The organism is Mesonia phycicola (assembly GCF_900141885.1).
GTDB lineage: Bacteria > Bacteroidota > Bacteroidia > Flavobacteriales > Flavobacteriaceae > Mesonia > Mesonia phycicola.
The window spans coordinates 152,300-173,971 of record NZ_FQYY01000007.1 but is presented as its reverse complement, the minus strand read 5'-3'; the positions used below and the strand labels follow the sequence as shown (position 1 = coordinate 173,971).

At 32.0% G+C, this 21,672-nt stretch carries 21 protein-coding genes; 5 read left to right on the top strand and 16 right to left on the bottom strand.

Annotated features, from left to right (window positions below):
* Window positions 1-13 precede the first annotated feature (13 nt).
* Complete coding sequence (gene lgt, locus BUC03_RS11750; RefSeq protein ID WP_073152200.1) at window positions 14-826, top strand: prolipoprotein diacylglyceryl transferase; 813 nt, start codon at window positions 14-16, stop codon at window positions 824-826.
* A 329-nt stretch (window positions 827-1,155) separates the two neighbouring features.
* Here the strand turns inward: lgt and secDF are convergent, their stop codons facing one another.
* The 5 genes from secDF to gyrB form a co-directional block, all read right to left on the bottom strand.
* Complete coding sequence (gene secDF, locus BUC03_RS11745; RefSeq protein WP_073152197.1) at window positions 1,156-4,155, bottom strand: protein translocase subunit SecDF; 3,000 nt, start codon at window positions 4,153-4,155, stop codon at window positions 1,156-1,158.
* 152 nt (window positions 4,156-4,307) lie between these two features.
* On the bottom strand, window positions 4,308-5,234 hold the full coding sequence (gene mdh, locus BUC03_RS11740) for a malate dehydrogenase (RefSeq protein WP_073152194.1): 927 nt from the start codon (window positions 5,232-5,234) through the stop codon (window positions 4,308-4,310).
* 100 nt (window positions 5,235-5,334) lie between these two features.
* Entirely contained in the window at window positions 5,335-6,342 is a 1,008-nt protein-coding gene (locus tag BUC03_RS11735) for a DUF6588 family protein (protein ID WP_073152192.1), read from the bottom strand.
* Between the two features lie 24 nt (window positions 6,343-6,366).
* On the bottom strand, window positions 6,367-7,368 hold the full coding sequence (locus tag BUC03_RS11730) for a DUF6588 family protein (RefSeq protein WP_073152189.1): 1,002 nt from the start codon (window positions 7,366-7,368) through the stop codon (window positions 6,367-6,369).
* A gap of 2 nt (window positions 7,369-7,370) precedes the next feature.
* Window positions 7,371-9,308 (bottom strand): DNA topoisomerase (ATP-hydrolyzing) subunit B, encoded by a 1,938-nt coding sequence (gene gyrB / locus BUC03_RS11725; protein WP_073152187.1) that lies wholly within the window; start codon window positions 9,306-9,308, stop codon window positions 7,371-7,373.
* 235 nt (window positions 9,309-9,543) lie between these two features.
* On the opposite strand from gyrB, the gene BUC03_RS11720 reads away from it, so the two are divergent.
* Entirely contained in the window at window positions 9,544-10,080 is a 537-nt protein-coding gene (locus BUC03_RS11720; RefSeq protein ID WP_073152184.1) for a DUF2911 domain-containing protein, read from the top strand.
* 71 nt (window positions 10,081-10,151) lie between these two features.
* Here BUC03_RS11720 and BUC03_RS11715 read toward each other — a convergent pair whose 3' ends face one another.
* From BUC03_RS11715 to BUC03_RS11675, 9 genes are all read right to left on the bottom strand, one after another.
* The gene (locus tag BUC03_RS11715) at window positions 10,152-10,769 is read right to left on the bottom strand and encodes a low molecular weight phosphatase family protein (RefSeq protein ID WP_073152181.1); all 618 of its coding nucleotides are present in this window, start codon (window positions 10,767-10,769) and stop codon (window positions 10,152-10,154) included.
* A 1-nt stretch (window position 10,770) separates the two neighbouring features.
* Complete coding sequence (arsB, locus tag BUC03_RS11710; RefSeq protein WP_073152178.1) at window positions 10,771-11,811, bottom strand: ACR3 family arsenite efflux transporter; 1,041 nt, start codon at window positions 11,809-11,811, stop codon at window positions 10,771-10,773.
* Between the two features lie 12 nt (window positions 11,812-11,823).
* Window positions 11,824-12,345, bottom strand: coding sequence for a DUF6428 family protein (locus BUC03_RS11705; protein ID WP_073152176.1), 522 nt, complete (start codon window positions 12,343-12,345; stop codon window positions 11,824-11,826).
* Window positions 12,346-12,388: 43 nt separating this feature from the next.
* Window positions 12,389-12,724: an ArsR/SmtB family transcription factor gene (locus BUC03_RS11700; RefSeq protein ID WP_073152173.1), complete on the bottom strand. Its 336-nt coding sequence runs from the start codon at window positions 12,722-12,724 to the stop codon at window positions 12,389-12,391.
* Between the two features lie 245 nt (window positions 12,725-12,969).
* The gene (tpiA, locus tag BUC03_RS11695; protein ID WP_073152171.1) at window positions 12,970-13,725 is read right to left on the bottom strand and encodes a triose-phosphate isomerase; all 756 of its coding nucleotides are present in this window, start codon (window positions 13,723-13,725) and stop codon (window positions 12,970-12,972) included.
* Window positions 13,726-13,753: 28 nt separating this feature from the next.
* Window positions 13,754-14,830, bottom strand: coding sequence for an ABC transporter permease (locus BUC03_RS11690; RefSeq protein WP_073152168.1), 1,077 nt, complete (start codon window positions 14,828-14,830; stop codon window positions 13,754-13,756).
* 5 nt (window positions 14,831-14,835) lie between these two features.
* Window positions 14,836-15,060: a hypothetical protein gene (locus BUC03_RS11685; RefSeq protein ID WP_073152165.1), complete on the bottom strand. Its 225-nt coding sequence runs from the start codon at window positions 15,058-15,060 to the stop codon at window positions 14,836-14,838.
* A gap of 19 nt (window positions 15,061-15,079) precedes the next feature.
* Complete coding sequence (locus BUC03_RS11680; RefSeq protein WP_073152161.1) at window positions 15,080-16,048, bottom strand: BT_3928 family protein; 969 nt, start codon at window positions 16,046-16,048, stop codon at window positions 15,080-15,082.
* Window positions 16,049-16,178: 130 nt separating this feature from the next.
* Window positions 16,179-16,715, bottom strand: a complete 537-nt coding sequence (locus BUC03_RS11675) for a DUF1599 domain-containing protein (protein WP_073152159.1) — start codon at window positions 16,713-16,715, stop codon at window positions 16,179-16,181.
* 68 nt (window positions 16,716-16,783) lie between these two features.
* Between BUC03_RS11675 and folP the strand changes: the two genes are divergently transcribed.
* Genes folP through BUC03_RS11660 form a run of 3 tightly spaced genes read left to right on the top strand, consistent with a single transcriptional unit; the run spans window position 16,784 to window position 19,179 of the window.
* Window positions 16,784-17,608: a dihydropteroate synthase gene (folP, locus tag BUC03_RS11670; protein ID WP_073152156.1), complete on the top strand. Its 825-nt coding sequence runs from the start codon at window positions 16,784-16,786 to the stop codon at window positions 17,606-17,608.
* A 28-nt stretch (window positions 17,609-17,636) separates the two neighbouring features.
* Window positions 17,637-18,422, top strand: a complete 786-nt coding sequence (cdaA, locus tag BUC03_RS11665) for a diadenylate cyclase CdaA (RefSeq protein WP_073152153.1) — start codon at window positions 17,637-17,639, stop codon at window positions 18,420-18,422.
* Window position 18,423: 1 nt separating this feature from the next.
* Window positions 18,424-19,179 carry a DUF3667 domain-containing protein gene (locus tag BUC03_RS11660; RefSeq protein WP_073152150.1) on the top strand — a complete coding sequence of 252 codons (756 nt, stop codon included), beginning with the start codon at window positions 18,424-18,426 and terminating at the stop codon, window positions 19,177-19,179.
* A gap of 44 nt (window positions 19,180-19,223) precedes the next feature.
* Here the strand turns inward: BUC03_RS11660 and BUC03_RS11655 are convergent, their stop codons facing one another.
* Window positions 19,224-19,835, bottom strand: a complete 612-nt coding sequence (locus BUC03_RS11655) for a hypothetical protein (RefSeq protein ID WP_143159190.1) — start codon at window positions 19,833-19,835, stop codon at window positions 19,224-19,226.
* A gap of 72 nt (window positions 19,836-19,907) precedes the next feature.
* The gene (locus tag BUC03_RS11650; RefSeq protein ID WP_073152144.1) at window positions 19,908-21,671 is read right to left on the bottom strand and encodes an ABC transporter ATP-binding protein; all 1,764 of its coding nucleotides are present in this window, start codon (window positions 21,669-21,671) and stop codon (window positions 19,908-19,910) included.
* Between the last annotated feature and the right edge of the window lies 1 nt (window position 21,672).

The following is a 21,672-nucleotide window of genomic DNA, read 5'->3' as shown; positions in this document are numbered from 1 at the left end:
ATAAAATTTACACATGCTTTTTTCAGCAATAGTTTGGGACCCCTCAAAGGGAATAGATTTAGGTTTTTTCATGATACGCTACTACAGTCTTATGTATTTAGTTGCATTTGTATTAGGCTGGTATATAATGAAGAAAATTTATGAGAATGATAAAATTTCAGAAACAAAACTAGATCCATTATTCATGTATACGGTTTTAGCTACATTAATCGGAGCTAGATTAGGTCACGTTATCTTTTATCAAACCGAATTATTTTTAGAAGACCCATTATCTATTATTTTACCATTTAGTTTTAAAAACGGATTTGAATTTACCGGTTTTCAAGGTCTTGCAAGCCACGGTGCCGCCATTGGTATAATTACAGCCATGTACTTTTACAGTAAAAAAGTACTTGAAAAACCTTTACTTTACATCTTAGATAGAATAGTTATTCCTGTTGCTATTGGCGGAGTATTTATAAGAATTGGTAACTTTATTAATTCTGAAATTATAGGAAAACCCACACATAGTGACTACGGTGTAATTTTTAAACAATTAGGGGAAACTTTCCCTAGGCATCCTGCTCAATTATATGAGGCAGGTTGCTATATTATAGTTTTCTGCATACTTTGGTTCACTTACTGGAAAACAAATAAGAAAAATAAGCTAGGCTATATATTTGGATTGTTTTTAGTTTTACTTTGGTCTGTTAGATTTTTTATTGAATTTATGAAAGAGGCACAAGTAGATAATCGCGCAGCGTGGGCATTAAATACAGGACAATGGTTAAGCTTGCCATTTATTGCTCTTGGTTTATACTTAATTTTTAGACCTTCTAAAGATTGATAATATACTACCTAATAACTTTATAAATTTAAAATAATACAAAAGCCTTAGATAATATTTATCTAAGGCTTTTGTGTAAATAGATATTCAGGTTTCTCTAATTAAGATATTATCTACAATCCTAAACTGAACAATTATATTTACTATATATTTTCTAATAATTAATACACCTGCCAAATAAATCTCATCATTAGGTGACTTTAAAACAATCACTTAGTTAACTAATATATTAATCAGAAACATCATAATTAATATCCATTACACCCCATAAAAAAAGCCATCTAAATAAATAGATGGCTTTTTAATTGTTATAAGAACTAAGAGTTGTTTTACGCTAACTCTTCTTCTGCTTCTTCTTCTTTACGCTTTAAAAGATCTTCACTATTCTTTTTAGCAGTATCATACATTAATGGTGTTGCTATAAATAATGAAGAATAAGTACCTACAATTACACCAATTATTAATGCAAACATAAATCCTCTGATACTTTCTCCTCCAAAAATAAAGATAGCAAGTAACACTATTAAAGTAGTTAGAGAGGTATTTACCGTTCTACTAATAGTGCTATTTAAAGCAGAATTAATTGTTTTGTTAAACGGCCAGTTAGTATACTCATCAAAATATTCTCTAATCCTGTCAAATACAACCACCGTATCATTTAACGAGTAACCTACTACGGTTAATATAGCTGCAATAAATGCTTGGTCTATCTCCATATTAAATGGCATAAAGCTATAAGTAGCAGAGAATACACCAAGTATAATTAATACATCATGGAAAACTGCAGCTACGGCACCTAAACTAAATTGCCATTTTCTAAACCTAAATAAGATATATAAGAATACTACAATTAAAGAACCAATTACTGCAAAATAAGATGCGTTTTTAATATCATCTGCAATAGTAGGTCCAACCTTCATAGAAGACATTACCCCAACTGCACTTTGAGAATTAGTTACTGTAAAATCTTCAAAAGTAGTACCATTTGGTAAATAAGACTGAAGTGTAGAATATAGTTTTTGAGAAATTTCAGCATCTACTTCACTACCTTCTTCTTCTACCTTATATTTTGTAGTAATTTTTAATTGATTATCTGATCCAAAAGTTTTTGCTTCTGCACTACCAAATTCTGCAATTAAATCATTTTCTATTTCTGTAGGATTTACTGCTTGATCAAATCTAACTGTGTAAGATCTACCTCCTACAAAATCTACTCCCTGGTTAAGACCAACGGTAGCTAAAGATATTAAACTTGCAACTATTGCTACTCCAGAAATTACGTAAGCAATTTTTCTTTTTGCAATAAATTTGATATTTACATTTTTGAATAAATTTTTAGTTGCTCCTGTAGAGAAAGCTAAAGATTTACCGTTTTTACCATAACCATCAATAAACAATCTAGTAATAAAAATTGCTGTAAATAAAGATGTACATATACCTATTAGTAATGTAGTAGCAAAACCTTTAATTGGTCCTGTACCAAAAACTAATAATATAACCCCTGTTAGACCAGTAGTAATGTTGGCATCTAAAATAGAAGAAAGTGCATTACCAAAACCATCTTTAATAGCTTCTAATTGAGTTTTGCCTTTATCTAATTCTTCTTTAATTCTTTCAAAAATCAATACGTTTGCATCTACAGACATACCAATAGTTAAAACAATACCTGCAATACCTGGCAAGGTTAGTACCGCTCCCAGACCTGCTAGAATACCAAATATAAATAAGATGTTTACTGCTAAAGCGATATCTGCAAAAAGACCAGCTTTACCGTAATAGAAAATCATCCAAGCTAATACAAATAATAGTGCTATTAAAAATGAATTGATACCACTATCTATAGCTTCTTGCCCTAAAGAAGGACCAACAATCTCACTTTGTACAATATCTGCTGAAGCAGGTAATTTACCAGCTCTTAATACGTTTGCTAAATCTTTTCCTTCTGCAATAGTAAAATCTCCAGAAATTTGGCTTCTACCTCCTGCAATTGGCCCGCTACTTAAACCTGGTGCAGAGTACACAATATTATCTAGTACAATTGCAATTTGACTACCTTGCTGATACGCTTTTGTAGTCATTTCTTCCCATTTCTTAGAACCTTTACCGTTCATATTCATAGAAACTACAATACCTCCAAACTGATCGTAAGTTTGTGTTGCATCTGTAATTACACTACCACTAAGATCTGGCTCATTAGATTTATTTCCTTTTAAAGCATATAAATCTACTAATTCACTATTTCTAATTGGCTTACCCCATACAAATTTAGCGTAACGCTGTTCTGCTGGTAAAAGAGATTTGATCTCTGGCATTCTCAAGTATTTCCCTACTGTTGCAGTATCTTTTAATTGAAAACTTGCAATTACAGGACCTCCTTGCTGACCTGGAGCTTGTATTAAATCGTAGATTGGATTTTCCTCTTGCTCTGCAACTTCTTCTTCCTCTGCATTCTCTAATAAATCATCAATACTATCTTCGTCTGATACTTTTGTAGAGTCTACTTCTTCAACAGCTACTTCTTCTTTACCTAATAAAGCTTTTAATTTCTCGTTAGCTTGCCCTAAGAAAGGAAATAACTCTTGCCCTTTGTATACGTCCCAAAATTCTAATTGAGCTGTACTTTGTAAAAGACCTTGTACACGTTCTACATCTTTAGCTCCTGGAAGTTCTACTAAAATTCTACCAGAATCTCCTAATCTTTGAATGTTTGGTTGAGTTACTCCAAATTTATCTATACGCTTACGCAATACTTCAAAAGCAGAAGTAATACTTTCGTTTACTTTTCTAGTAATTACACTTTTTACTTCTTCATTAGGAGTATCAAAGTTAATTTCATCACTTAAAGATTTATTTGCAAAAATATCTGGAGATGCTAATTTAGACTCTCCATTTTCTTCAAAAGCATCAAAGAAAAGATCTAAATAATCATCTTGACTATTTTTTTGTAATTCATCTGCTTTAGCTAAAGCGTTTGTAAAAGCAGGATTTTGAGAACCATTAGCTAGTTCTTTTAAAATATCTTTTACAGAGATTTGAAGTATTACGTTAATACCACCTTTTAAATCTAAACCTTTATTAAGCTCTTTGTCTTTAGCTGTATTATAAGTAATACCAGCAAAAACCTCTTCACCTCCAATAGAATCTAAGTATCTACTCTCTTCAAGGTCTCTTAAAGTAGCATAGTCTTCTCTATCTTCTCCTATTTTTTGATTCGCGTAAGTTGCTGCTTCATCTTCAACTTTGTTAGCGATAAACGTAAACGATAATTGGTAAATACTTACCAATCCGAATAAAATAGCGAATAGCTTAATTATTCCCTTATTCTGCATTATTCTTTAAGTTATTGATTAATCTATTTTTTAAAAACGGACAAATATAGGGTTTCAATCATGAAATGACAATTATTTTTTTAAGATAAATTTCACAAAAAAAGCCTGTTGAATAATTATTCAACAGGCTTTAGTATTTGTACTTAAAAGACTTACAGTTCTAACAAACCATTAGTTTTCTTTACACCTTCTGCACTTTCTTGAAGTTTTGCTTTTTCAGCATCACTTAAATCTATTTCTACAATTTTTTCTATTCCGTCTTTTCCTAATACTACTGGCACACCAATACATAAGTCACTTAAACCATATTCACCATCTAATAAGGTTGAACAAGGGAAAATTTTCTTTTGATCACAAGCAATTGCTTGTACAAGTCCAGAAACAGCAGCTCCAGGAGCATACCAAGCACTAGTACCTAACATTTTAGTTAAGGTTGCCCCTCCTACTTTAGTATCTTCTGCTACTTGAGATAATCTTTCTTCAGAAATAAATTCTGAAACAGGAACACTATTTCTTGTAGCTAATCTTGTTAATGGCACCATACCAGTATCACTATGACCACCTATTACCATACCATCTACATCTGATGCTGGCGCACCTAATGCTTCTGATAATCTATATTTAAAACGAGCGCTATCTAAAGCCCCGCCCATACCTATAATTTTATTTTTAGGTAAACCAGTGGTTTTGTGTACTAAATAAGTCATAGTATCCATTGGGTTACTTACAACAATGATAGTTACTTCTGGAGAATGCTTAATTAAATTTGAAGATACTTCTTTTACAATACCTGCATTAATACCTATAAGCTCTTCTCTTGTCATTCCTGGTTTACGAGGAATACCACTAGTAATAACAGCGATATCACTTCCTGCAGTTTTAGAATAGTCGTTAGTACTTCCTGTAATTTTAGTATCAAAACCGTTTAAAGAGGCTGTTTGCATAAGATCCATTGCTTTCCCTTCTGCAAAATTTTCTTTAATATCCACTAACACTACTTCTGAAGCGAAATTTTTAATCGCAATATACTCTGCACAACTAGCACCAACGGCACCTGCACCTACTACTGTAACTTTCATTATTTTATGTTTTTATAAATAATTATATATATTTTTTTTACTTCTGCTAAAATACGAAATTGATTTAGCATACAATAAAATTTATTGGTATAAAAATTAATTAATAACCAAAATTAAGTCCTAAATTAATATTTTGATATTCTTGAAAAGAGTAAGAAGCATTTAATCTAAAAAATGCTAATTTTAATTTAAAACCTAACGTAGCATTTAAACCGCTAACATTATTGGTAACCGTATAAGGATTAATTAACACTTCTCCCTGAATAGGACCTTCATCAATCACATAAGTACCATCTAGAGTAGAAGTAGCGTCTCCTGTAACATAACCTAAACCTGCATAAAAATTAATTACAGGTAATTTTGTAGAAACAATAGCAGAATAAATCCAACTATTCATTTCTGTTTTAATTTTTTGATTACTGCCCTGTATGAGAGAATTATCATCTAACAAATAAGAAGCCTCTAACCTATTGTAGCCTATTAAACCTGAAATAGCTACTGGGAGTATTTTTTTTACACCTAACCAACTTGTAAATTCATGTTGAATTGCGCCTCCATAAAATTTAGTTTTAGCTCCATCATAATCTACTTCTGGCAAAAAACGAGCTTTCACCTCAAAGCCTTTACCTAAACCTAAACTTCCTTGAAGGTATGCTGTAGGAAAAAAATCAATATTACTCCCTCCTAAACCTTGCGGTAAAGTAAAACTTGTAGTTTCTGTACCATTACTAGTTTCATATTCTACAATCACTATTTGGTCTGGATTATTTTCTCCAAATACGGTAGCTACATTTTTACTTTGCGAGCCATCTGCAAAACTAATATAATTGTAATCGTCTATATTTAAATTGAATGACTGATTTTTTTCACTTACTAAACCTACATTAGCAACAACAGAAATTTCAAAATGCAAAGTTTCTTTTGCTTTAGCTGAATTATACCAGCCATTTGCTAAACTATAAATTGCAGCTTCTGAGGCTGGGGCTATATAGTTTTCACTAAACTTTGTAGCATCGTCTACACCTGCTCTTAAAATTGCTTGTATATTATCTTGCGCCTGAACAGTTGAAACAACTATAAAAACAAATACGGAAAAAAATTTCTTCATATATAAAATTTTAGTTTCATCAACTTAATTAACATACGCAAAGCCTAAAGATATATTGTGGTATTCTTGAATATTAATTGCTAGGTTAATTTTTAATTTACTCCACAAATAACTTGCCCCAAGTGTACCTGAAAAACCACTCATTTTATTAGTGACCGTAATTTGGTTTAAAACATCTTCATAAATCTCCCCTTCTTCTGGCAGAGAATACAAACCTTTAAATCTTGAAACAGAGGTAGCTACCGAATAATCTACTCCCGCAAACAACTCAAAATTTGAAAAATCTTTAGAGGTTATTAATGAAAACGACCAAGAGTCAAGCTCACTAACAATTGCAGCATTATCTGAGTCATCTGTAGAAATATGATAGACCCCGTCAAAATTAGAGTAAGAAACCAAACCAGAAACAGCTACAGGCAAACCTAAAGATTTATCACCCCAAGAAGTAAATTCATGTTGCAAAGCCACTCCCAATACTTTGGTAGAAATGTCATTAAATTTTAACTCTGGAGAGTATCTTAATTTTAACTCGGTACCTTTAAACAAGCCTAAATTACCTTGAAGAAATACAGAAGGCAAATAACTTCTATCTTTTGTATCTATACCTGCAGGCAATTCAATTTCTATAGTTTCTACTCCGTCTCCCGTATCATAATCTATAAAAACAGATACCTGCTCTTGACTACCAAAAATAGTAGATACTGTTTTAGGCTCATAGCCATCTTCAAAATAAATAGTATTATAAGCAGATGGGTCTAATTGAAAATTATTATCAGATTTTGGTACTAAAGAAGTATTAGTGGTAATTGAAATCTCAAACTCAGGAAAAGATTTAGATTTTGCAGTGGTGTACCAACCACTATTTATATTGTACATAGCACCGTCTGCAGCAGGAGCGATATAAGCTTCTCCAAATTGCTGAATATCTTGCATGACATTAGGTATAAACTCTCCGAAATTAGTTTGTGAAAAACCAAACGGAGAGATACCTAATATAATTATTAAACTACATACTATTTTTGTCAAGATTATACATCTATATTAGCGTAAACCGCATTTTTCTCTATAAATTCTCTACGTGGCGGAACCTCATCTCCCATTAACATAGAGAAGATACGATCTGCCTCCCCTCCATTATCTATGGTTACTTGACGAAGAGTTCTAAATTCAGGATTCATGGTTGTATCCCAAAGCTGCTCTGCATTCATCTCTCCAAGACCCTTATAACGTTGTACCGCTACTCCTCCTGCATATTCATTAGTAATTTCATCACGCTCTTTATCATTCCAAGCATAACGTTTTCTATTACCTTTTTTAATTAAATATAATGGTGGTGTAGCAATATAAATATGCCCAGCCTCTATAAGCTCTCGCATATACCTAAAGAAGAAAGTTAAAATTAGTGTAGCAATGTGACTACCATCAACATCCGCATCACACATAATCACTACTTTGTGATACCTCAACTTTGTTAAATTTAGCGCCTTACTATCTTCTTCTGTACCAATAGTAACCCCTAAAGCCGTATATATATTTCTAATTTCTTCGTTTTCAAAAACTTTATGTTGCATCGCTTTTTCAACATTTAAAATTTTACCTCTTAATGGTAAAATTGCTTGAAAATTACGATCACGACCTTGCTTTGCAGTTCCACCTGCAGAATCTCCCTCTACTAAAAATACTTCACATTGTTCTGGGTCTTGCTCTGAGCAATCTGACAGTTTACCTGGCAAACCACCACCACTCATTACGGTTTTACGCTGCACCATTTCACGTGCTTTTTTAGCGGCGTGACGTGCTTGAGCTGCAAGTATTACTTTTTGAACAATTGTTTTGGCATCATTAGGGTTTTCTTCAAGGTAGTTTTCTAACATTTCTGAAACTGCCTGAGATACTGCTGAAGTTACCTCTCTGTTACCTAATTTTGTTTTAGTTTGCCCTTCAAACTGAGGTTCTGAAACTTTTACAGATACAATTGCTGTAAGACCTTCTCTAAAGTCATCTCCTGCAATCTCGAACTTTAACTTATCTAACATTCCAGAATTATCTGCATATTTCTTTAATGTAGAAGTAAGCCCTCTTCTAAAACCTGCAAGGTGAGTACCTCCCTCGTGAGTATTAATGTTGTTTACATAAGAATGTAAATTTTCATTGTAAGAATTATTATAAATCATTGCAACTTCTACAGGGATATCATTTTTTTCCCCTTCCATAGAAATTACATCTGCTATAATTGGCTCTCTTGTTGCATCTAAAAAGCGAATAAACTCTTTTAATCCTTCTTCAGAGTGAAAATGCTCTTCTATAAATTCTCCCTTTTCATCTTTAAAGCGTCTATCAATTAAAGAAATTTTAATTCCTTTATTTAAGAATGCTAATTCTCTAAGACGTTTTGCTAAAGTATCATAACTATACTCTAAGGTTTGCTTAAAGATTTCTCCATCTGGCTTAAAAGTAACAATAGTACCATTAAAGTCTGTCTCTCCAATATGCCTAACAGGATACAGAGTTTTACCTCTTTCATATTCTTGCTCCCAAATTTTCCCGTCTTTATGAACTACAGCCTTTAAGTGTTCTGAAAGTGCATTAACACAACTCACACCTACCCCGTGAAGACCTCCCGAAACTTTATAAGAATCTTTATCAAATTTACCTCCTGCTCCAATTTTAGTCATTACAACCTCTAAAGCAGAAACTCCTTCTTTTTTGTGAAGATCTATAGGAATACCACGCCCGTTATCTTTAACAGAAACAGAATTATCTTCATTTATAATTACATCTATAGAATCACAATGACCTGCCATTGCCTCATCTATAGAGTTATCTACAACTTCATAAACTAAATGATGTAAACCTCTTACACCTACATCTCCAATATACATAGATGGACGCATACGCACATGCTCCATTCCTTCTAGTGCTTGAATACTATCTGCTGAATAATTTTTCTTAACCTCTTCGCTCATATAATTCAAAAAATTAACATACTTAAACAACAAAGATAGAAAAAGCAACCTTGTAAAGGAAGTACGAAAGTACTGCAAGACTTGAAGTTATTAACAATTAGTTTAAAATAAGAGCTCTAAGAGGCTTATTTTAAACAATTGAACTTAAACCTTCAAATTTAACAGAAGATATGTAAAACCTTAACAATAATAATTCTGTGATTAAGTTATATTGCGTGCAAACAAAAATTAAATCATGAAAGTAGTTTTAAGTTTATTTTTAATGGTTAGCTTATTAAGTTTTGATGTGAAAGCACAAGATTTTTCTGACCTAGACAAAAGTCCTATGGACGTAACCATCATTAGAAATGATGACCACTCTCCAATGGCGAGAGTAATTTATAGCCGACCAAAAATGAATGGTCGTGAAATATTTGGAAAATTAGTACCTTACGGAGAAGTATGGAGAACTGGAGCTAATGAAGCTACAGAAATTCAAATATATAGTGATATGACAATTGGCGGACAAACTATACCTGCCGGAACTTACTCTTTATACACTATTCCTGAAAAAACAGAGTGGACCATTATTTTAAACAAAGCTCAAAACCAATGGGGAGCATATAATTACGACGCAGATAAAGATTTATTAAGAATTAAAGCACCTGCAAGAAAAGCTGCTGCTCCAATAGAAGATTTATCTATTGCATTTCAACCAATAGACGGCGGAGCTAATCTTTTAATGGGTTGGGAAAATACTTACGTAGAATTACCGCTTAAAAACACGAAGTAATTATTACTACAAATAACAAAAAGGCTTTCTATTAATTTAGAAAGCCTTTTTTATTAAAATCATCTTTAAATTTATACTAAAGAAGCTGTATAAAGCATCTCTTTACCAATCTCCTTTAATGTTTTTTGGTAAGCTTCTTTTTCTTCTGAAGTACCATCTGCATATTTAGGGTCTGTATAAGGTAATGCTAATCTTGCAACGCTACCCGCTACAAACGGACAACCACCATCTGCCTCTGTACATACCATTACTGCTATAAAATTTTCTTGCGGATTATATTCATCTGAATATACTTTAGAAAATAACTGTTCTTGATTGTTATCTTCTTCTGAAATAGTTATTTGATAACGAGGATTTTCTCCTGAAGAAGTTTCTTCTACCTGAAAACCTGCAGTTTGTAAAGCTGCCACCATGTTAGGATGAAAAGCAGTAGCCTCTGTACCTCCAGAAAAAGTTTCTATAGGTAAATTATATTTATTTGCTGCCACACGAAGCCATACTTGCCCTAAATGACTTCTTCTTGAGTTATGTGTACAAATTACAATTACTTTTGCTTTTTCAAATTGCTGAATGCTTTCTTTAATTTTTTCAGCAAATAATGCTAGATCTTGTTTTCTTTCGCTAGAAATAGAAGAGAAATCTTCTTCTAATTCTTGAACTAAATTTTGAATTTGAGAATAAAGTTTCATATTAAGCTGGTTGAGTTTTATAATATTTTTTTCTAAGCCAAAAAGCTACTTTCACTAATAAAATTAACGCAGGTACTTCTACTAACGGACCAATAACTCCTGCAAAAGCTTGCCCACTATTTAACCCGAAAACTGCAATAGCCACTGCAATAGCCAACTCAAAATTATTACCACTTGCAGTAAATGCTACAGAGGTGTTAACTTTATAAGACGCCCCTAAACCTTTACCGGTGAAAAAGCCAATTAAAAACATTGCTATGAAGTAAATAAGCAACGGAACCGCTATAATTAGTACATCTTGAGGTATCTCTACAATTAGCTCTCCTTTTAAACTAAACATTAATACAATAGTAAACAACAGAGAGATTAATGTTATTGGAGATATTTTAGGAATAAACTTTTCATTATACCATTTTTCACCTTTTGTTTTTACTCCAATATATCTAGTTAAAATACCTAATAAGAAAGGAATACCTAAATAAATAGCTACACTCTCTGCGATGGTTGCTATAGAAATATCTACTAAAGCACCTTCAAAACCGAATAACGGCGGTAATTTTGTAATAAACAACCAAGCGTAAAAACTATAGGCAAATACTTGAAATATACTGTTTAGTGCCACTAAGCCAGCTCCGTATTCTGGACTACCCTCTGCAAGATCGTTCCATACTAAAACCATAGCAATACAACGAGCCAAACCTATAAGTATTAAGCCTATCATATACTCTGGATAATCTCTTAAAAATGTAATGGCTAAAAAAAACATTAATAACGGCCCCACTATCCAGTTAAGTACTAGTGACAATGTTAAGACCTTGGTATTTTTAAATACCTTTGGTAACAAAGCATAATTTACTTTTGCCAACGGAGGAAACATCATTAAAATTAACCCAACTGCAATAAGGATATTGGTTGAACCAACTTGAAAGCTATTTATAATTTCTGAACTTTGCGGATAAAAATACCCTATAGCTACCCCTAATAACATGGCTATAAAAATCCATAAAGTTAGATAACGGTCTAAAAAACTAAGTTTTTTCATTTTTAATAAAGTTTAGCAACAACCACTATTTGGTGAGCATTGATTAGATTCTGTTTTTACTTCTACCTCTACTGGAGAGCCACAACAAGCTTGTGCTTTTTCTTCTTCTGTGGTAGCTCTATCTTTAGCTTTACAAGTTGTAAAACCTTCTCCTAGTCTAAATATTAAAAGATTTTCTCTTAACTCATAACCAGAAACAGGAAGTGTTGCTTTATGAAAATTCTGATTTTGATATTCAAACAAAATTTCAGCATCATTAAGTGTTTCTCTTACTTTATTAACCACCTCAAAAATGGATAAAACTTTAGCTCCTGTAAGCTGATGGTTTGGCTCTGGAGTTACGTTTTCCCAGATTTGCACGTGTACTTCTTGCCATTTGTTTTGTACTCCACCACAATCTACCGTATCAAAATCTACGTTTTTAATTTCTGTAAGGTGGTAATCTGTTCTTACAAAATCACCTGGCTGGTATTCAAAATACACAGGTAAATCTGTGTTCTCTTTTAGTACGTTTAAAAATTCTGTAGTTTTCATAATTGTTTTATTGCAATATTACGATTATTAATATTAAATTTTTTTAACAGCAATCGTCACTTTGACATTGGGTATTGGTATTAAAAAACCCGTTGAATAATTGCTGAATTTCTCTCCAAGCGTTAGCATCTATACAATAACAAACGCTGGTACCTTCGATGTTTCCTTTTATAATTCCTGCAGATTTTAGTTCTCGCAAATGTTGACTAATTGTTGCTTGAGCCAAACCTATTTCACTTACTAAATCTCCACAAATGCATTGATTTACTTTTATTATATACTGAAGTATAGCAATGCGTGCTGGATGAGCTAACACCTTAGCCATTTGCGCTAAATGGTTTTGCTCTTTAGTAAATATATCTGACTTAGTTAAACCCATTGTTGAATTATATATTGCAATATTACGATGAATAAATTAAGTGCACAAAAAAACTGCCTAGAAAAATAAAAATAAATCATCCAGAAAAAAATCTGGGTAACAAAAATTAAATTTCTAAACAGTTTATAAAGTTATATCGCGCAAGGGATTGAGTGATTGTTGAAGCTCTTTTAAAATTGATTGAAATGAAATTTTAAAAAGCGACTCACGAAAGCCCGACCCTTTAGGGTTGCGCCCAAATTTTATTAGTAAGAATTAGCGATTGCTAAAAAGTCGTCTGCTTTAAGAGAAGCTCCACCTATTAAACCGCCATCTACGTCTTCTTTTGCGAAAATTTCTTTTGCATTAGCTGGTTTTACGCTACCACCGTAAAGTATAGAAACTTTATCTGCAATGTCTTGACTAAATGCAGATGCTAACATTTTTCTTATTTCGGCGTGCATTTCTTGTGCTTGCTCTGGAGATGCTGTCTCCCCTGTACCAATTGCCCATACTGGCTCATAAGCCAACACGATGTTTGACCAAGCGCTATCTTCAATATGAAAAAGTCCGTTTTGTAATTGACTTTTCACTACATCAAAATGCTTATCTTCTTTACGGTCTTTTAATTCTTCTCCAAAACAGAAAATTACTTTCATGCCATGTGCTAAAGCTGTATTTACTTTTTCTGCTAACAACTCATCTGTTTCGTTAAAAATTGCACGACGCTCACTATGCCCAAGTATTACGGTTTCTACCCCAACACTTTTTAGCATACTTGGTGAAACCTCTCCTGTAAATGCTCCATTTTCACTTTGGTGCATGTTTTGAGCTACTACAGTGATAGGAGTTTCTTTTGTTGATTGAAATGCTGGATAAAGGTTAGTAAATGATGGCGCTACCATTAAACTTACATCACTAGGAATAGTTTCTGCTTTATTTTTTAATCCGGCTAAAAGCTCTTCCATTTCTGCTAGGTCGCAGTTCATTTTCCAGTTTCCTGCTACAATTTTTTCTCTCATTTTAAAGTTATTTTGGTTTGTGTTTGTATTAGTTATTGGTGATTTTAGGATCTAACCACCCGTAGATCACATCTACAAAAATATTGATTATTATAAACATAAGCGCAATGATTAACACTGCCCCCATGATAATTGGTAAATCTAAGGTATTTAGTGCATCTACAATTTCTTTACCTAAGCCATTCCACCCGAAAATATATTCTACAAAAACTGCTCCAGCTAACATAGATGCAAACCAACCAGAAATTGCAGTAACTACGGGATTTAGTGCATTTTTTAGAGCGTGTTTTCTTATAATTTGGGTTGAAGAAAGTCCTTTTGCTTTTGCTGTTCTTATATAATCTTGCTGCAAGACTTCTAATAAAGAGTTTCTCATTAATTGTATAACAACGGCTAAAGGCCTAATGCCTAAAACTAGCGCTGGAAGAATTAGGTTTTTTAATTGTAATCTATTTTCTTCTCCAAAATCGTCTAATTCATATAAACTACCTGTCATATTTAAATGAGTGTATTTGTGCAGAACATAACCAAAAAACCACGCAAAAAGTATTGCACTAAAAAAAGAAGGTACACTCATACCTAAAGTGCTCAAAATTTGGATAGCTTTATCTAAGGCTGAATCTTTTTTTAAGGCTGAAATAATTCCGAAGAAAACACCAATAATTAACGCTACAACTATTGCTGAAACTGCTAGCACAAAAGTATTAGGTAGCGTTTCTGCAATTACGCTAGATACTTTTTGACCATTTTTTTGAAATGATTCTCGTAAATAGGGAGTTTTTAAAGCTATTTGGGTTTCTGCAACATTCAATAACGTAATAGCATTATATTTTTCTTCAGATAAATAAGTGTAATCTTCTTTATTAAATGAATGAAATGAAACCAGAGACAAATCATTTAAATAATAAAAATACTGCGTAGTTAAAGATTTATCAAAACCATATTTAGCACGTACCGCTTGTAATTGCTCTTCACTTTCATTTTGCCCTAACATCATTTGCGCAGGATCACCTGGCAACACATTAAAAAGAAAAAATATAACTGTGGTTACTCCAAATAATGTAAGAAGCGCGTATCCCGTTTTATTTAAGATATAATTTAGCAAATAGGTTATTTTCTTAATGAATTAAATCTCCATATTACTTGCAGCTTTGTACCAGACTGTGTTTCTATATTTTTAAATTTTGGAACAATTAGAGTCATTAACCCTCCCAATATTGCGTAGTGCCAGGTTTTCAATTCTATTTTTAAAACATAAATACATACAAATAGCAATAATAACATTACCGCTATAGAGCAGAGAATATGATAAATATACGGAAGTGCTTTTTTCATCTTAATATTTCTACTTTAATTATTTCAACTCTAAATCGTCTGCATCATTATAATGCACCTTTTGGATAATTACTCCTTTTTCTATAGTTACCAATCCTGGGTTAGAACGTACGATAGTTTTAATAGCTGTTTCATCTGTAAAGTAAAAAGGAAAATCAAACCCGTAAGTTTCTTTTACTTGATTGGTTTCTTGAGGTCCGGAAGCAGATAGTCCCACTACACGGTAACCTTTTTCTTGCGCTTTTTTTACTGCTATTTTAATGTTAGACCAACCTTGATTTTCAGATTTTGATAAATTATAAGCTACTACTAGTAAAACTTTATCTGCATTTAAAATTTCTTCTGTAGCATCTCCTTCTCTACTATAAAAACCAAAATCGTGTATTGGCGGAATAACTTCTCCTTTCTTAGGCTTCATTCCTTCTCTTATAACCGTACCTTCTTTATAAGCTCTAAAGTCTATAGCTGGTAAATGCATTAAAACGTGGTAAGTAAAACCTAAACAAGCTATAAATACCAGAAACACTATCCATTTATGAGAAGTTGCTGGCTCAAAGAGAGGTTTAAAAAATTTCCCTTTTATAAAAATCAATAAAATAAGTACTAATAAAACAACATCTTTCCAGAAAGATTGCCAAGGTGTTAATGGTAGCGCATCACCAAAACAACCACAATCTGTCACTTTATTAAAGTAAGCTGAATAAAAGGTAAGAAAGGTGAAGAAAACAATCATTAATAATAAACTCCACATGGTAAACTTTTTACGGTATCCTAGTATCAACATCACTCCTAAAAGCAACTCATAGATCACTACAAAAACAGCGATCCCTAAAGCAAAAGGTTGTAAGAAGGGTAAGTTTAATACATCTTCACCAAAATATTCTTGTAGTTTATAAGAAAAACCAACAGGGTCATTCATCTTTATAAATCCACTTATAATAAAAAATATACCTACAAATATTCTTGCAATACCTACTAATACTTTCATCTTTTAAATTGTGCTATCTTAATTATAGATTCTTATCTAGTTCGTTATTGTTATTCCGGATTTAAATCGAAATCTCATATATTATATATTCCTAACTGAATGCGCCCCTAAATCAAGTTCAGGGTAACAATTAGTTCTCTAATAAAATAAGCGCAAAAATCGAGTAATTAATCATGTCTTGATAATTAGCATCGATACCTTCACTTACTATGGTTTTCCCTTTATTATCTTCAATTTGTTTTACGCGAAGTAACTTTTGCAAAATTAAATCGGTTAAAGAACTTACGCGCATATCTCTCCAAGCTTCTCCATAATCATGGTTTTTATTCTCCATGAGTTGTTTGGTTTCTACTACCATTTTATCATAAAGCATTGTAGCTTCTTCTTCGCTTAAATCAGGTTGCTCTACTACTCCTTTTTCTAGCTGAATTAGAGCCATAATCGAGTAATTAATAACCCCAATAAACTCGGGCACTTCCCCTTCATCTACTTTACGCTCAGCATTTTCTTGCAAACCTCTTATACGTTGTGCTTTGATAAAAATTTGATCTGTTAGAGATGGTAAGCGCAAAATTCGCCAAGCACAACCATAATCTTTCATCTTCTTTAAAAACAAATCACGACACTTTTCAATAATTGCATCGTATTGCATAGAGGTATTTTGCATAAAAACGCTGTATTTTGTGTAAATTTCGGAGAAAATTTTAAGTTACACCAATTAAATTCATTTTTTTGATGAACCTCAACTGTAAAGGCCAGCTTATAGACCTTCGTACCCCAAAAGTAATGGGGATTTTAAACATAACTCCCGATTCATTTTTTGATGGCGGAAAATACAAAAACGAAAAACAAATACTATCTCAGGTTGAAAAAATGCTGAATGACGGAGCTACTTTTATAGACGTTGGCGCATACAGCTCTAGACCTGGCGCTAAACATATTTCTGAAGATGAAGAGTTAAACCGAATTACTCCAATCATCAAGTTATTGGTAAAAGAATTTCCTGAAATTTTACTTTCTATAGATACTTTTAGAAGCAAAGTAGCACAAGAAACTGTGCAAGCTGGCGCAAGCATAATTAACGATATTTCTGGTGGAAGTTTAGATAAAAACATGTTTACCACCATTGCAAAACTTCAAGTTCCTTATATTTTAATGCATATGAAGGGAACACCACAAACGATGAAAACAGAGAATATCTACAAAAATTTAATACAAGAGATTGTTTTTTATTTTTCAGAAAAAATAAATCAATTAAGAATTTTAGGGGTAAGTGATATTATTTTAGATCCTGGCTTTGGTTTTGCAAAAGACACTACTCAAAATTTTGAATTAATGAATAATCTAGAAGTTTTTAAACATCTAGATCTACCTCTTCTAGTAGGCGTTTCTAGAAAATCTATGATTTACAAAACTCTAAACGTTCTCCCAGAAGAAGCTTTAAACGGCACAACATTTCTTAATACCGTCTCCTTAATGGCAGGAGCTAAAATTTTAAGAGTACACGATGTAAAAGAAGCGGTAGAATGTGTGAAGCTACACCAACAACTTAAAAAGTAATTTTAGTACATTTACAAAAAAGAGACTTTTGGATTCACTCGATTTTCTACACCTACGTATTTTAGATGTTATAGACATTTTACTGGTTGCAGTCTTACTTTATTACGTTTATAAACTCGTAAAAGGTAGTGCGGCAATCAATATATTTATAGGTATTGTTATTGTTTATTTAGCGTGGAAGTTTACCCAATTACTGCAAATGGAAATGTTAAGTAGTATTTTGGGTCAATTTATTGGAGCCGGAATGTTTGCTTTAATTGTAGTTTTTCAGCAAGAGATAAGAAAATTTCTACTAATGGTTGGCTCTACTAATTTTGGTAATAAACGTAATTTTTTACGACAACTAAAATTTATGAATGATGATAACCGTGAAATATCTACCAATATTTCTGCTATTGTAAATGCCTGTGAAAGCATGGGCAAAACCAATACCGGGGCTTTAATTGTTATTAAGAGAAATACTCAATTAGAATTTATAAAAACTTCTGGAGATGCAATGGATATTGAAATTAACTCTCCTATTATAGAATCTATTTTTTATAAAAATAGCACCCTTCACGATGGTGCAATGGTAATTGAAGATAATAAAATAACGGCAACTCGAGTGATTTTACCCGTTTCTAACGATAGAAGTATCCCGTTACGTTTTGGTTTGCGTCACCGTGCTGCGGTTGGTATTACAGAAAAAACAGATGCTCTTGCCTTGGTGGTTAGTGAAGAGACCGGACAAACATCTTATATTAAAAACGGATCTTTTGAAATTTTTGACTCTTACAAAGACCTTGAAAACAAATTAAACGCAGATTTAAAGTAAAATGAATTGCAAAAATTGCCAAGTTTCGCTAAAAAACACCGACAACTTTTGCTATGATTGTGGCGCAAAAGTGATTAATGAACGACTGAGCTTTAAGCATGCTTGGGAAGAATTTAGCACCATTTTTCTTAATTATGATAATACTTTTTTAAAAACCTTTATCCATTTATTCACCGCTCCTCATATAGTAATTGGTGATTACCTAAATGGTGTTCGAAAAAAATATTTAAATGTAGTGAGCTATGTTGCTGTTGCTATAACACTTGCAGGTTTTCAGGTTTTTATACTAAAAAACTTTTATCCTGAGACTTTAGATATATCGAAAATTCAAGGGAATGAATACAACCCAATTCAGATGGATTGGCTTTTAGATTACCAAACCTTTTTATTTTTCTTAAATATTCCGGTTAGTGCATTTTTGGCAAAAGTCTCGTTCTTTCGTCAGAAAAAATTCAATTACATTGAGCATTTGGCAATAATAGCTTACATAGTAGCTCAATTTACAATTACTTCTACGCTGCTTACTATTTTATCAAGCTCATTAGGTTTCAATTTCTATATTTTCGGAAATATTTTAAATGTCTTACTTATTATTTATACCAGCATTACCTATAAAAAACTTTACGGTATTAATTTAAAAGAGACATTGTTAAGTGTTTTTGTCTTTTTAATAATTTTAACCGTGACATTTATAATAACTACATCTCTTTATGCTTGGTACCTTTACCAATCTGGCGCTTTTGAAAATTTAATTTAATGAAAAATTAGAAAACAAATTAAGTGCAAATTTGAAGTGATTTATTATTCTGAAGAAGTGTTTTTATTAACACTTAAATCTACAATTGACACATTTCTTAAGCCTTCAATCTTAAAAGCTGGCAAACTACGTTTTCTCAGTTTTTTGCCTAGAAACGAACCTCCAACGTATAAAACATCCCATTTTGCAACGCTGTCTTGCTTAGATTCATTATCAAAAGAAACCTCAAAATTTTTATTAATATATTTTTGTTGATTTAAATATTGGTTTGAGATACTGTCCTTGTCCAAATAATCCCAGCTATATTTATCATTTATAATATTTTCAATATCATAAGTAATATCTTCATAACAACTCAATCTATATAAAGATTGAGTTTCTGTATTTTTTAAATACATTAAAGGCATATTTTTAGCTAAAGTATTTATCGTACCAATAATACTATCTAATTCTTTATCTTTTAACGTATAAACTTTAACATTAGCCTCATTAACCGCAGAAATAAATGATGCATAATAAGCTTGACGTTCTTCGTTAGTCTGATATATTACAATTTTATTTTTAACACCAGTATAAAGCCGAAATACAGATTGACAAGAATAAAATATTACCGCAATAAACATTGCCGTAATACTTCTCAGCATAAATTTCTTCAAAATTTAAAAGTTTTCAGTTAGTATTACCTAAACAATATTACGGATATATATCCAACAAAAAACCTTAAAAAACTAAACTTCTTCTTGTATAAATTGTACTTCGTAAAGATTTCTATAATACCCATTTTCTTGCTGAAGTAACTCTTGGTGACTACCAATTTCTACAATTTCACCAGCATCCATCACTATAATCTTGTCTGCTTTTTTTACAGTTGCTAAACGATGTGCTATTACTATAGAAGTTCTTCCTTTAGTAATATTTTCTGTTGCTTCTTGTATAAGTTGTTCACTATAGCTATCTACAGAAGATGTAGCTTCATCTAACACCAAAATACTAGGATTACTAACACAAGCTCTTAAAAATGCAATTAACTGCCTTTGCCCAGAAGAAAGCATTGCCCCTCTTTCTTTTACATTGTAGTAATAACCGTCTGGCAGTGTCTCTATAAACTTATGCACCCCAATTTGTTTGGCTGCCATAATAACTTCTGCCTCCGTAATATTTTTATTATCGAGCGTAATATTACTCATAATTGTATCTGCAAATAAAAATACATCTTGTAAAACTACCGCTATTTCATTTCGAAGTGATTTAAGAGTAAAATCTTTAATATTAGTATTATCTACAGAAATTTCACCACTATCAATTTCATAAAACCTACTCAGTAAATTAATAATAGTACTTTTACCTGCACCTGTAGCTCCCACAATAGCAATAGTTTCTCCTGCATTTACTTTAAAAGAAATACCTTTAAGTACCTCTTCATTTTTTATATAACTAAAACGTACATCTTTAAATTCTATATCTCCTATAAGATTTTTGGCTATTTTAGTTCCGTTATTCTCTATAGTAGATTGCGTATCTATAATTTCAAATACACGATTGGCAGCAACCATACCCATTTGTAGGGTATTAAATTTATCGGCTATATGCGTTAAAGGTCTAAACAACATTTGCACCAATTGAATAAACATAATAATTACTCCTAATGATAGAGTATCACTTTCAACCACTTTTAAACCTCCGTACCAAGCTATAAGTCCTACAGTTATTGATGCTGATATTTCTGCAATTGGAAAAAATATAGAATTGTACCAAACCGTTTTTACCCAAGCATTTCTATGCTTATTATTTATATCTTTAAAACGCTCGTATTCTGTTTCTTCTCTACCAAAAATCTGAACAATTTTCATTCCCGTAATTCTCTCTTGTACAAAAGAATTCAAATTAGAAACTTGTGTTCTTACTTCTTCAAAAGCTACTTTCATTTTTTTCTGAAAAACTCTTGTAGCATACAATATAAAAGGTAAGACTATAAATACTAATAGAGTTAAACGCCAACTCATACTTAGCATTACTCCTAATATTACTAACATTTTAAGTAAATCACTTATAATCATGAATAAACCTTGGCTAAAAATACTAGCTATGGTTTCTATGTCACTTACAGCTCTAGTAACTAATCTTCCTACGGCAGATTTATCATAATATTGTTTTTTAAAGTTAAGCATATGTTCAAACAGCTTAACTCTTATATCTCTCACTACTTGTTGCCCTAACCAGTTAGCAAAAAATATAAAACTGAATTGACACACTACCTCTAACACCAATGCAATTACCATAAGAGTAATGTAGAAGATTAAATTATCTCCATCTTTTGGTACTATGCTATCATCTATGGCAAATTTAGTAAGATATGGTCTTGCCACAGAAAAGAAAGACAATAATATAGCTGCCACAGCTACATAATAAAAAGTCAACTTATATGGATTGGTATACCTTAATAAGCGTTTAAACAAATCAACATCAAATGCATTACCACTTTTACCTGCCATA

Coding starts and splice junctions, on each gene's coding strand:
- secDF (WP_073152197.1), bottom strand. CDS start 4,155: ATGCAGAATAAGGGAATAATTAAGCTATTCGCTATTTTATTCGGATTG.
- BUC03_RS11685 (WP_073152165.1), bottom strand. CDS start 15,060: ATGAAAAAAGCACTTCCGTATATTTATCATATTCTCTGCTCTATAGCG.
- BUC03_RS11735 (WP_073152192.1), bottom strand. CDS start 6,342: ATGAAGAAATTTTTTTCCGTATTTGTTTTTATAGTTGTTTCAACTGTT.
- BUC03_RS11700 (WP_073152173.1), bottom strand. CDS start 12,724: ATGGGTTTAACTAAGTCAGATATATTTACTAAAGAGCAAAACCATTTA.
- lgt (WP_073152200.1), top strand. CDS start 14: ATGCTTTTTTCAGCAATAGTTTGGGACCCCTCAAAGGGAATAGATTTA.
- BUC03_RS11650 (WP_073152144.1), bottom strand. CDS start 21,671: ATGGCAGGTAAAAGTGGTAATGCATTTGATGTTGATTTGTTTAAACGC.
- mdh (WP_073152194.1), bottom strand. CDS start 5,234: ATGAAAGTTACAGTAGTAGGTGCAGGTGCCGTTGGTGCTAGTTGTGCA.
- BUC03_RS11680 (WP_073152161.1), bottom strand. CDS start 16,048: ATGAAAGTATTAGTAGGTATTGCAAGAATATTTGTAGGTATATTTTTT.
- BUC03_RS11675 (WP_073152159.1), bottom strand. CDS start 16,715: ATGCAAAATACCTCTATGCAATACGATGCAATTATTGAAAAGTGTCGT.
- arsB (WP_073152178.1), bottom strand. CDS start 11,811: ATGAAAAAACTTAGTTTTTTAGACCGTTATCTAACTTTATGGATTTTT.
- BUC03_RS11715 (WP_073152181.1), bottom strand. CDS start 10,769: ATGAAACTTTATTCTCAAATTCAAAATTTAGTTCAAGAATTAGAAGAA.
- gyrB (WP_073152187.1), bottom strand. CDS start 9,308: ATGAGCGAAGAGGTTAAGAAAAATTATTCAGCAGATAGTATTCAAGCA.
- tpiA (WP_073152171.1), bottom strand. CDS start 13,725: ATGAGAGAAAAAATTGTAGCAGGAAACTGGAAAATGAACTGCGACCTA.
- BUC03_RS11720 (WP_073152184.1), top strand. CDS start 9,544: ATGAAAGTAGTTTTAAGTTTATTTTTAATGGTTAGCTTATTAAGTTTT.
- folP (WP_073152156.1), top strand. CDS start 16,784: ATGAACCTCAACTGTAAAGGCCAGCTTATAGACCTTCGTACCCCAAAA.
- BUC03_RS11660 (WP_073152150.1), top strand. CDS start 18,424: ATGAATTGCAAAAATTGCCAAGTTTCGCTAAAAAACACCGACAACTTT.
- BUC03_RS11705 (WP_073152176.1), bottom strand. CDS start 12,345: ATGAAAACTACAGAATTTTTAAACGTACTAAAAGAGAACACAGATTTA.